Raw genomic sequence first — 10012 nt, forward strand, 5'->3', positions numbered from 1 at the left:
GCGCGGGCCTTCGCGGAGATCGACGGGGATCCGAACCATCTCCTGGTCGTGCTCGAGGAGGACGGTCGGGTGGTCGGCACGATGCAGCTGACCCGACTGCCCGGTCTTCCTCGTGTCGGGGCGACCCGGCTGCAGATCGAAGGGGTGCGCGTGGCGAGCACCGAGCGCGCACGCGGTCTCGGCACCGCGATGCTGCGCTGGGCGATCGAGCGGGCTCCGGAGTTCGGCGCGAGCCTGGTCCAGCTCACCTCCGACGCCGCCCGCGCGGACGCACACCGGTTCTACGAGCGCCTCGGGTTCACCGCCTCGCACGTGGGCTTCAAGCTCGCGGTAGGCGCCGGCGGCTGATCGGGTCCTGCCGTCGGCCGCCCGATCAGCCCTCGTGCCGATCGGGTGGTCCGAGGAGACGGATCAGCGCCGCCTGCGCCGCGGAGACGCCCGCGGCATCGTCGCCCTCGATCAGGATCTGCGCCGCGAGTCCTTGCGACGCGGCGAGCAGCAGCCGTGCGAGCAGCTCGGCCTCGATGTCGTCGCGGAACTCCCCGGCCTCCTGCGCCGCCCGCACCGCCGCGCCAAGCGAGCTCCGGAGGCGGGCGAGCCGCACACGCATGGCCTGCCCGACCCGCCCCTCCGTGTCGATCACGGCGCTCGCCGTGAGGATCGCGGTCAGCGCGGCTGACCCCCGCGTGACATGGGCGGAGCGGATCTCGGCCGCGATCCGCTGGTCGAGCGGCGCGTCCCCGCCGCCGGCCTCGGCCTCGCGGTCGCGCTGCTCCTGCATCGCGAGCAGCAGGTCGGCGACGGTCGGGAAGTAGTGGCGCACCGACTCCCGGGAGACCCCCGCCTGCTCGCCGACGTCGCCGAGCGTGAGATCTCCACCGCGGCGCTCGAACACCGCCGTCGCCGAATCGAGCAGCCGCGCCCGCTGCAGCTGCCCCTTCCGGTAGGACCCGCGGGGGCCGTTCGTGCGGTCCTGCTCCACAGCGTTAGAGTATCCGGTGAAACACACCACATTGGTGGGTTTCGGGAGGAGTCGTGGAGTGCCATGCAGGTCCTGATCCGTTGGCTCGTCGTCTCCGGAGGCGCGCTGACGCTCGCGCGGATCGCGAGCGGGCCCCTCGCCCGCGCGACCGACGCGAGGATCGTGCGCGGCGGGTTCCTCGTGCTCGGCGCATCGTGGCTGCTGACGATCGGTGACGCCTTCGTCCCCGTGATGGCGGTCGCGCCCGTCGGGCTGCTCCTGTTCCTGCTGGCCACCGCGGTGTCGATCGCCGCCGCGATCGCCGCTGCCGTCCTCGCGGTGCTCGTGCTCGCGCGCCGGACCGGTCGAGTCGGCGCCCCGCCAGGGGCACGCATCGGGATGGGCCTGCCGATGCTCCTCGTCGCGGCGGCCGGGCTCAGCTTCATCGGCGAGCGCGTGCTCAGCATCGTCGCCGCGGTGCAGCACTGAGGACCGCTCGCCGGTCGCGGCCCCACCGGAGCGAGATCGACTGGCCCGGTCGGATCACGCGCGACCCGATTCGCACGGTCACGAGCGGCTCTCGCGTTGACTTATCCGGACAGATCGGTACAGTTACCTCGCGGACTGAACAGGTCTGTCCAGCCACCAGTGACATCAGGAGCCACCATGAGCACGCCCGCCTACTTCGACTCGTACGAGAACCTCGCCTTCACCCGCGACGAGGACGGGGTGCTCGTCATGCGGTTCCACACGGACGGCGGCCCGCTGACGTTCACCGGCCAGACGCACGAGGACCTCCCCCGGGCGCTCGAGGACATCTCGCTCGACCGCGACAACCGGGCCCTCGTGATCACCGGCACCGGGGACCACTTCATGAAGGACATCGACGGCCCGAGCCTCGGCGAGATCTTCAAGCCGGCCGCGTGGGAGAAGACCCGCGTCGAGGGCCGCAAGGTTCTGGAGCGGCTCCTCGACCTGCCGATGCCGGTCGTCGGCGTCGCCAACGGCACCGCCACCATCCACTCGGAGTACCTGCTCCTCGCGGACGTGCACATCGCCTCCGAGCAGGCCACCTACGGCGACTTCCCGCACCCCGCCTTCGGCATCACCGCCGGCGACGGCCTGCACGTCGTGTGGGAGGAGATCGCCGGGACCGCGCGCGCCAAGTACCTACTCTGGACCGGCGAGACGATCGATGCGCGGACCGCCCTGCAGTGGGGCGTGGCCAACGAGGTCGTCGAGCACGACCGCGCGCTCGACCGCGGGCTGGAGATCGCCAGGAAGCTGGCCGCGAAGCCGACGCTGTACCGCTCGCTCCAGAAGCAGACCCTGAACCTCAACCTGCGCCGCCGCATCACCCAGGACGTCCCGTTCGGCATGGCCCTCGAGGGTCTCACCGCAGCCGACCTCGCCTACCAGCAGCAGGCCTGATCCCGCCGGTGGGGCGTCGGGAGGCGCCCCACCGGGACTAGTCTGCACAGACCAGTTCATGGAGGTCGCGATGGTCGTCAACCCGCCCACAACTCGACGCCGACCCGCTCTGGAGCGGGTGGTGAGGACGGCCGACCGACTGTTCTACGCCGACGGCATCCACGCGACCGGCGTCGACACGATCGCCGCTTCGGCCGGGGTGTCGAAGACGAGCATGTACACCTACTTCCGCACGAAGGACGACCTCGTCGGCGCGTATGTGGAAGGCAGGAGCCGCGCGTGGCGGGAGCACGTCGCCGCCGAGCTCGACGCGGTGGACGGCGGCCCCGAGGCGAAGATCGCCGCCGTCTTCACCCTGCTCGGGGACTGGTTCCGCACCGAGGACTTCAACGGCTGCCCGTTCATCAACGCGGAGGCCGAGAGCACCAAGGACTCCCCCGCGCACGCGGTCAACGTGCAGCACCGGGCGTGGATCCGCGGCCTCTTCGCCCGGTTGGCGCAGGAGGCGGGATCAGCGGCCCCCGAGACCACCGGGATCCACCTCGCGATGCTCTACGACGGCGCGATGGTCGGTGCGCACACCGAGCCCGCGATCGACTGGGCCGCGGACGCCCGGGTGGCCGCGCTCGCCCTGCTGCACTGACCCACCCGACCCCGACCCCGACCCCGACCCCAACCCCAACCCGACCCGACCCGACCCGAGGAGCACCGTGGACCTGACGAATCGATCCGGCATCATCACCGGAGCCGGCAGCGGCATCGGCCGGGAGCTGTCCGTCCAGCTCGCCGCTGAGGGCGCGAGCCTGCTCCTCGTCGGTCGCCGACCGGAGCCCCTCGAGGAGACCGCGGACCTCGTCCGCGCAGCGGGGGGCACGGCGCACGTCCTGGCGGCGGACGTCACGGATCACGAGGTGCCCGGCCGCGTCGTCACGGAGGCCCGCGAGCGCCTCGGCGCGATCGATCTGCTCGTCAACAACGCCGGCAACGTCCGGGCGGGTCACCTCGAGGACATCGACCCCGCCGACATCCACGCGATGATCGATCTCAACCTCACCGCGCCGATCCTGCTGACGCGAGCCGCCCTGCCGGAGCTGCACCGGGTTCCGCCCGGGCGAGGCGCGGTCGTCCTCACCGTCGCGAGCGGCATCGCCCTCGTGCCGCTCCCCTTCTACACGGTCTACGCCGCGACGAAGACCGGTGTCGCCGCGTTCGGTCACGCGCTGCGTCGCGAGCTGCACGGCTCGGGCGTGCACGTGGCGACCGCGTACCCCGGCGCGACCGACACCCCGATGATGGCGTCGTCGACCGCAGGCGAGTCGGTCGGCTTCGGCAGGCGGAGCACGCCCGACGTCGTGCACGACATGCTCGCGGCGCTGCGGGCGGACGAGCACGAGATCAACACCTCGCTGCCGCAACGGCGCCGGATGCAGGCGCTGCACGCGAGCGCACCGCTCGAGGTCGACCTGGCGCTGGCCTCGCAGCTCGACGAGCTGGCGGCGGCCGTCCGGGAGCACCGGAGCATCTGAACACGCCGGTTCACCCTCGGGCCGAGACCGTCCCGACGGGCGGCTCAGCGACGGTCGGGGACCGGGCGGGCCACCCCGTCTACTGTGCCGACATGACCGCTGCTCGATCGACTCGGAGCCGACCGCTGTCCAAGCGGTCCTTCGTCATCGTGCGGGTGCTGGTCGCGGCCCTGGTCGGGGTGGTGGGCGGCGGCCTGGTCGGCTCACTGCTCCGCGCCCCGACGGTCGCGCCGAGCTCGGGGTGGATCTGCTTCGCGCTGGTGTTCCTCCTCCTCACCTGGCGCGCGATCTGGGGGATGGACGCCCGGGAGACCGCGTCGCACGCGACGCGGGAGGATCCGACGGCCGCGCTGAGCGGCACGATCCTCACCGTCGCGTGCATCGCGAGCCTGGGCGCGGTGGCCCTGCTCCTCAGCGGCAATCACCAGGGCGGCAAGATCCTCGATCCGGCGCTCGCGGTGACGAGCGTCGCGCTCGCCTGGTTCCTCGTGCACACGGTCTTCACCCTCAAGTACGCAGCGCTCTACTACACGGGGCGCGACGGCGGCGTGGACTTCAACCAGCAGGAGGAGCCGGACTACGCGGACTTCGCCTACCTCGCGCTCACCATCGGCATGACGTACCAGATCTCCGACACCCCAGTCGGGCGCCGGGCGATCCGCCGATCCGCGCTCCGCCACGCGTTGCTCTCCTACCTGCTGGGAGCGATCGTGCTGGCGGCGACGGTGAACCTCATCGCCGGCCTCGCCAAGTAGCGCACGGCCCCTCCGGATGAGCCGGAGGGCGACCTACCAGAAGCGCCGGTCAGCATGGAGTTTCCGGACGATGCGAGCGTATGCTCCGCTCGGATGGGAAGCGATGGCGCTTCCCGGTCGAAGGAGACACCATGTCGTCGGCACACGTCGCATCGAACGTCAGCCCCGCTCCCGATCCCACCGTGACGGCTCCGCCCGTGGTGGACGCCGGGCCCCGATTCGCCGATCCCGCTCCGCTCGGGCTCGCCGCGTTCGCGCTCACCACCTTCGTGCTGAGCTTCGCGAACGCGGGCATCATCCCGACGGCGGGCGCCGCGGTGCTCGGACTCGCGGCCTTCTACGGCGGCCTCGGCCAGCTCATCGCCGGCATCTGGGAGTTCGCGAACAAGAACACGTTCGGCGCGACCGCCTTCTGCACCTACGGCGGGTTCTGGCTGGCCTTCTGGTACCTCGTCTCGACCAAGGGCGACGTGGCCGCGGGCGGCACCGGCGTGGGCATCTTCCTGATCGCGTTCGGGATCTTCACGCTCTACATGACGGTCGCCGCGCTCCGGACGACCGGTGCGCTCGTGGCGGTCTTCGCGTTCCTGACCCTCACGTTCTTCGCGCTCGGCATCGGTGCGGCGGCGGGTGCGTCCGGGCTGTCCGTCCTCGGCGGCTACCTCGGCATCATCACCGCGCTCCTCGCCTGGTACACGTCGTTCGCGACCGTGCTGAACAGCAGCTTCAAGCGCGTCGTGCTCCCCGTGTTCCCGCGCGCCTGAGACCCCGGAGGACCACCGCACGATGAGCGACACCACTGCGCCCACGATCGACAACCTGTCCGACGAGTCCCGGCGGTTCCCGCCCTCGGACGCGTTCGCGGCCGCCGCGAACGTCACCGCCGAGGCCTACCGCGAAGCGGACGAGGACCGCCTCGCGTTCTGGGCCGAGAAGGCCAGGCGGCTGGACTGGGCGCAGCCGTTCAGCCAGGTGCTCGACTGGACGCGCGCCCCGTTCGCGCGCTGGTTCGCGGACGGGAAGCTCAACGTCGCGGTGAACTGCCTCGACCGCCACGTGGCGGCCGGGTTGGGCGACCGGGTCGCCTTCCATTTCGAGGGCGAGCCCGGCGACAGCCGCGCGATCACCTACCGGGAGCTCACGGAGGAGGTCTGCCGCGCGGCGAACGCGCTGACGGACCTGGGCCTCCGCGCCGGCGACCGGGTGGCGATCTACATGCCGATGATCCCGGAGACGATCGTGGCGATGCTCGCGTGCGCGCGGCTCGGGGCACCGCACACGGTCGTCTTCGGCGGTTTCTCCGCGGAGGCGCTCGCGACGAGGATCCTCGACTGCGAGGCCAGGGTCGTGATCACCGCGGACGGCGGCTGGCGCCGTGGTGCGGTCGCCCCGCTGAAGCCGGCGGTCGACGAGGCGCTCGAGCGGTGCCCGGAGGTGTCGGCGGTCCTCGTCGCCCGTCGCACCGGCAACGATGTGGCCTGGACCGAGGGCCGGGACCACTGGTGGGCGGACACCGTCGCGAAGGCGTCGCCCGTGCACCACGCCGAGGCCTTCGACGCCGAGCACCCGCTCTACGTCATGTACACGTCCGGCACGACGGGCAAGCCGAAGGGGATCCTCCACACCTCCGGCGGCTATGTCACCGGGTGCTCGTGGACCCAGTACGAGGTCTTCGACCTGAAGGCCGACACGGACGTGTACTGGACCGCGGCCGACATCGGCTGGGTCACCGGCCACTCGTACATCGTGTACGGGCCGTTGTCGAACGCGACGACGAGCGTGCTCTACGAGGGCACCCCGGACTTCCCCGACAAGGACCGCTGGTGGGCGATCGTCGAGAAGTACAAGGTGTCGATCCTCTACTGCGCGCCCACGGCGATCCGCACCCACATGAAGTGGGGGACCGCGTTCGCCGGCCGCCACGACCTGTCGAGCCTCCGGGTCATCGGCAGCGTCGGTGAGCCGATCAACCCGGAGGCGTACATCTGGTACCGCACGCACATCGGCGGCGACCGCACCCCCGTGGTCGACACCTGGTGGCAGACCGAGACGGGCTCGATCATGGTCAGCCCGCTCCCGGGGGTCACCGCGGCGAAGCCCGGAGCGGCGATGCGAGCGCTGCCCGGGGTCTCCGCGGACGTCGTCGACGACTCGGGCACGCCGGTACCGAACGGATCCGGCGGCTACCTCGTGCTCACCGAGCCCTGGCCGAGCATGCTGCGGACGATCTGGGGCGACGATCAGCGGTACGTGGACACGTACTGGTCGCGCTTCCCCGGCCGCTACTTCGCCGGGGACGGCGCCAAGAAGGACGCCGACGGCGACCTCTGGCTGCTCGGCCGCGTCGACGACGTCATGAACGTCGCGGGGCACCGGCTCTCCACCACGGAGATCGAGTCGGCGCTGGTCGCCAACCCGAAGGTCGCCGAGGCGGCGGTCGTCGGGGCCTCCGACGAGACGACCGGGCAGGGGGTGGTGGCCTTCGTGATCCTCCGCGGCGACGCCGGCGAGGGCGGTCCGTCGCTGGCCGCCGAGCTGCGGGACTGGGTCGCGACGCAGATCGGCAAGATCGCGCGCCCGCGGCAGATCCTCATCGTCGCCGAGCTGCCGAAGACCCGGTCGGGCAAGATCATGCGGCGTCTGCTCCGCGACGTCGCGGAGCACCGGCCGATCGGCGACGTCACGACGCTCGCGGACTCGACGGTGATGGAGGACATCCGGGTCGGCATGGCGGCGGCACCGAGCGACGACTGACGACGTGGCACGACCGCACACGGCAGGATCGGAGGCGTGTCCACCGTCTCGCACGCCTCCCTCCTGCGCCGTGGTCGTCTCCTCGAGGTCGCGACGCTGCTGTGGAACGTCGTCGGCATCGTGGTCCTGGCGATCACCGCGATCGCGGCGGGGTCGGTGGCACTCGCCGGCTTCGGTCTCGACTCCCTGATCGAGATCGGCGCGAGCACGGTCGTGCTCTGGGAGCTGTCCGGGGTCGGGGCCGACCGGCAGCGGCGGGCGCTGCGGCTCATCGCCGTCGCGTTCGTGCTGCTCGCCGCCTATCTCGTGGTCCAGTCCGCGGTCGCCCTCCTCACCCAGCACCACGCGCAGCGGAGCATCGGCGGCATCGTGTGGACCGCGATCACGGCGCTCGCGATGTTCGCGCTCGCCGCGGGCAAGCGGCACGTCGGCACCCGGCTCGGCAACCCGGTGCTCATCACGGAGAGCCGGGTGACCGTGGTCGACGGGCTGCTCGCGTGCGCGGTCCTGCTCGGGCTCGTGCTCGATGCGCTCCTCGGATGGTGGTGGGCCGACCCGCTGGCCGGGCTCGTGATCGTCTTCTACGCGCTGCGCGAGGCCCGGGAGATCCTGCGGGGATGACCTCCGGAGGCTCGTCACCGCAGGCGACTCCCCCGCGGGCCGGGCAGGCGCGCCGGCTGGGGGCCGTGCTGGCGCTGAACGTGGCGCTGATCGGCGCGCTGGCCGTCGCGGGCCTGCTCGCGCACTCCGTCGCCGTGCTCGCGGCAGGTGCCGACTTCCTCGCCGACTCGCTCGCGATCGTGCTGGGGCTGATCGCCGTGCGGCTGCGCGACCGGCACGGGCGGTCGCGCGCGACGACGGTCGTGGCGCTGATCAACGGCGGCTGGCTGCTGGCGCTGACGGTCGGCGTCCTCGTCGAGGCCGTCCGCCGGCTGCTCACGGGCGCGCCGGAGGTCGCGGGCCTGCCGGTCCTGCTCGTCTCCGTCGCCTCGGCCGCGGCGATGGGGCTCGGCGCGGTGATCCTCGGCCGGGGCGCGCAGGAGGAGGACCTGCACATGCGCTCCGTGCTGCTCGACACGGTCGCGGACGCGGCCTCCGCCGCCGCAGTGGCGGTCGTCGGCGCCATCGTGCTCCTCGCGCACGGCCTGTACTGGCTGGATCCGGCGGCCGCGATCGCGATCGGCCTCGTCGTCGGGTTCGGAGCCGTCCGCCTGCTGCGCGACGTCTTCCTGGCGCTGTGCACCGGCGAGCCGCTCGAGCTCGACGACTGAGCCGGACGGTCGTCCTCCGCCTCGCGCCCCCGTCACCTCGGGAAGGACCGAAGGCCCCTGGCCGGCTGCCGCGGCCGGTCATACCGTGAGCCCGTGCAGCAGCGATCGGGCCGCGTGGCCCTCTACGACGCCTACGGGGACGTCGGTGCGGTGCGACTCGACCACCAGCCGAGGCCCGAGCCCGGCCCCGGCCAGGTGCTCGTGGATGTGGTGGCTGCCGGCGTGAGCCACATGGACCTGTACGTGCGACAGGGCCGGTTCGCCGACACGCTCCCCGTCACCTTCCCCGCGAGACAGGGGACGAGCTTCGCCGGCTTCGTCCGCACCGTCGGCCCCGGCGTGCAGGGCGTGCGGCACGGAGCGGCCGTCCTCGGGCACGACCCGGCGCACGGCGCGCACGCCGACGCGGTGGTCGTCGAGGCCGGCGCGGTGGTACCGAAGCCGGAGCGCGTGACGTGGGAGGTCGGCGGCGCGCTCTACCTGGTCGGGCTGACCGCCTACCGGCTGATCCAGCGGCTCCGGCTGAGCGAGCAGGACGTGGTCGTCGTGTCCGCGGCGGCCGGAGGCGTCGGGCACCTCGAGTGCCAGCTCGCGCACCTGGCCGGCGCCCGCGTCGTGGGCATCGCCGGCGAGGAGAACCACGACTACCTGCGCTCGATCGGCGTGCGGCCGGTCGCCTACGGCCCGGGTCTCGCGGAGCGGATCCGCAGATCGGCCGACGGCGAGCGGATCAGCGCGTTCCTCGACAACTACGGCTCGTACGAGTCGCTGGGCGCCGAGCTCTCCCTGCCGATGGGCCGGTTCGTCGCCAGCGAGCGACGCCGGGAGGTCGAGGTCGAGCTGTACCGCGCGCCGGGCGACGACCGGATCGCCGCGATCGAGCTCCGCGACGTGGCCCAGCTGGTCGCCGATTGGAACATCCGGGTGCTCGTGTCGGGCTTCTACGGCCTCGACGACCTGGCGCTCGCGATGGCCGACCTGGACGCGCGGCACAGCCGTGGCGTCGTGGTCGTCGGGACGAGGACGTCCGCGGCGGCCACGACCTACCGATCGGGCAAGCTGCGAGACCGGTTCCGCGTCGAGCACTGATGCCGCCCGGCGCGGCGCACCGTCAGTGCGACGCGTCCGCGTGGTCGCGGAGCGGCGCGGTGGGCAGGTCCGAGGCCCGGAACGGCACACCCAGCAGCGGTGCGATGAAGCACCAGTTGGCGACCCCGGCGACGAGGACCAGCGCGCCCACCAGCGCGAGCAGGGCGCCCCACGGCAGGAGCAGCAGGCCGGCGAGCACGAGAACCGCGCCGGCACCGATCCTGA

Annotated in this window: 13 protein-coding genes; 11 read left to right on the forward strand and 2 right to left on the reverse strand. The window is 72.3% G+C overall.

The genetic code is table 11. The annotated features are described in order from the left end of the window. Positions 1 to 348 (forward strand): GNAT family N-acetyltransferase (locus ACTHLI_RS04775; RefSeq protein ID WP_440181877.1); only part of this gene is annotated, 348 nt, incomplete at its 5' end. A 25-nt stretch (positions 349 to 373) separates the two neighbouring features. Here the strand turns inward: ACTHLI_RS04775 and ACTHLI_RS04780 are convergent. Beyond that, positions 374 to 982 (reverse strand): TetR/AcrR family transcriptional regulator, encoded by a 609-nt coding sequence (locus ACTHLI_RS04780; protein ID WP_440181878.1) that lies wholly within the window; start codon positions 980 to 982, stop codon positions 374 to 376. 63 nt (positions 983 to 1045) lie between these two features. On the opposite strand from ACTHLI_RS04780, the gene ACTHLI_RS04785 reads away from it, so the two are divergent. The 10 genes from ACTHLI_RS04785 to ACTHLI_RS04830 all read left to right on the forward strand — a co-directional run bounded on the left by ACTHLI_RS04785 (position 1046) and on the right by ACTHLI_RS04830 (position 9787). Beyond that, positions 1046 to 1450: a hypothetical protein gene (locus ACTHLI_RS04785; RefSeq protein WP_440181879.1), complete on the forward strand. Its 405-nt coding sequence runs from the start codon at positions 1046 to 1048 to the stop codon at positions 1448 to 1450. Positions 1451 to 1627: 177 nt separating this feature from the next. Then, positions 1628 to 2392, forward strand: a complete 765-nt coding sequence (locus ACTHLI_RS04790; RefSeq protein WP_440181880.1) for an enoyl-CoA hydratase/isomerase family protein — start codon at positions 1628 to 1630, stop codon at positions 2390 to 2392. 58 nt (positions 2393 to 2450) lie between these two features. After that, the gene (locus ACTHLI_RS04795; RefSeq protein WP_440181881.1) at positions 2451 to 3035 is read left to right on the forward strand and encodes a TetR/AcrR family transcriptional regulator; all 585 of its coding nucleotides are present in this window, start codon (positions 2451 to 2453) and stop codon (positions 3033 to 3035) included. A gap of 67 nt (positions 3036 to 3102) precedes the next feature. Next, positions 3103 to 3918, forward strand: a complete 816-nt coding sequence (locus tag ACTHLI_RS04800; protein ID WP_440181882.1) for an SDR family NAD(P)-dependent oxidoreductase — start codon at positions 3103 to 3105, stop codon at positions 3916 to 3918. A gap of 92 nt (positions 3919 to 4010) precedes the next feature. Further along, positions 4011 to 4673 (forward strand): DUF1345 domain-containing protein, encoded by a 663-nt coding sequence (locus tag ACTHLI_RS04805; RefSeq protein WP_440181884.1) that lies wholly within the window; start codon positions 4011 to 4013, stop codon positions 4671 to 4673. Positions 4674 to 4804: 131 nt separating this feature from the next. Next, positions 4805 to 5437 (forward strand): acetate uptake transporter, encoded by a 633-nt coding sequence (locus tag ACTHLI_RS04810; RefSeq protein WP_440181886.1) that lies wholly within the window; start codon positions 4805 to 4807, stop codon positions 5435 to 5437. Between the two features lie 22 nt (positions 5438 to 5459). Further along, positions 5460 to 7427 (forward strand): acetate--CoA ligase, encoded by a 1968-nt coding sequence (gene acs / locus ACTHLI_RS04815; protein ID WP_440181888.1) that lies wholly within the window; start codon positions 5460 to 5462, stop codon positions 7425 to 7427. A gap of 36 nt (positions 7428 to 7463) precedes the next feature. Next, positions 7464 to 8048: a cation transporter gene (locus ACTHLI_RS04820; RefSeq protein WP_440181889.1), complete on the forward strand. Its 585-nt coding sequence runs from the start codon at positions 7464 to 7466 to the stop codon at positions 8046 to 8048. Continuing rightward, on the forward strand, positions 8045 to 8698 hold the full coding sequence (locus ACTHLI_RS04825) for a cation diffusion facilitator family transporter (protein ID WP_440181890.1): 654 nt from the start codon (positions 8045 to 8047) through the stop codon (positions 8696 to 8698). Before ACTHLI_RS04820 ends, ACTHLI_RS04825 begins: the two co-directional genes overlap by 4 nt. Positions 8699 to 8791: 93 nt before the next feature. Continuing rightward, complete coding sequence (locus tag ACTHLI_RS04830; protein WP_440181891.1) at positions 8792 to 9787, forward strand: NADP-dependent oxidoreductase; 996 nt, start codon at positions 8792 to 8794, stop codon at positions 9785 to 9787. A 22-nt stretch (positions 9788 to 9809) separates the two neighbouring features. On the opposite strand, the gene ACTHLI_RS04835 is transcribed toward ACTHLI_RS04830, so the two are convergent. Beyond that, the coding region (locus ACTHLI_RS04835) for a YgaP-like transmembrane domain (RefSeq protein WP_440181892.1) at positions 9810 to 10012 on the reverse strand (203 nt) is incomplete at its 5' end.

Source organism: Amnibacterium sp. (assembly GCF_051956055.1).
In the GTDB taxonomy this organism is placed as follows: domain Bacteria; phylum Actinomycetota; class Actinomycetes; order Actinomycetales; family Microbacteriaceae; genus Amnibacterium.

Excerpts from the sequence above, each read along its gene's own strand:
- ACTHLI_RS04785 (WP_440181879.1), top strand. The coding sequence starts at position 1,046 with ATGCAGGTCCTGATCCGTTGGCTCGTCGTCTCCGGAGGCGCGCTGACG.
- ACTHLI_RS04790 (WP_440181880.1), top strand. The coding sequence starts at position 1,628 with ATGAGCACGCCCGCCTACTTCGACTCGTACGAGAACCTCGCCTTCACC.
- ACTHLI_RS04795 (WP_440181881.1), top strand. The coding sequence starts at position 2,451 with ATGGAGGTCGCGATGGTCGTCAACCCGCCCACAACTCGACGCCGACCC.
- ACTHLI_RS04805 (WP_440181884.1), top strand. The coding sequence starts at position 4,011 with ATGACCGCTGCTCGATCGACTCGGAGCCGACCGCTGTCCAAGCGGTCC.
- ACTHLI_RS04810 (WP_440181886.1), top strand. The coding sequence starts at position 4,805 with ATGTCGTCGGCACACGTCGCATCGAACGTCAGCCCCGCTCCCGATCCC.
- acs (WP_440181888.1), top strand. The coding sequence starts at position 5,460 with ATGAGCGACACCACTGCGCCCACGATCGACAACCTGTCCGACGAGTCC.
- ACTHLI_RS04825 (WP_440181890.1), top strand. The coding sequence starts at position 8,045 with ATGACCTCCGGAGGCTCGTCACCGCAGGCGACTCCCCCGCGGGCCGGG.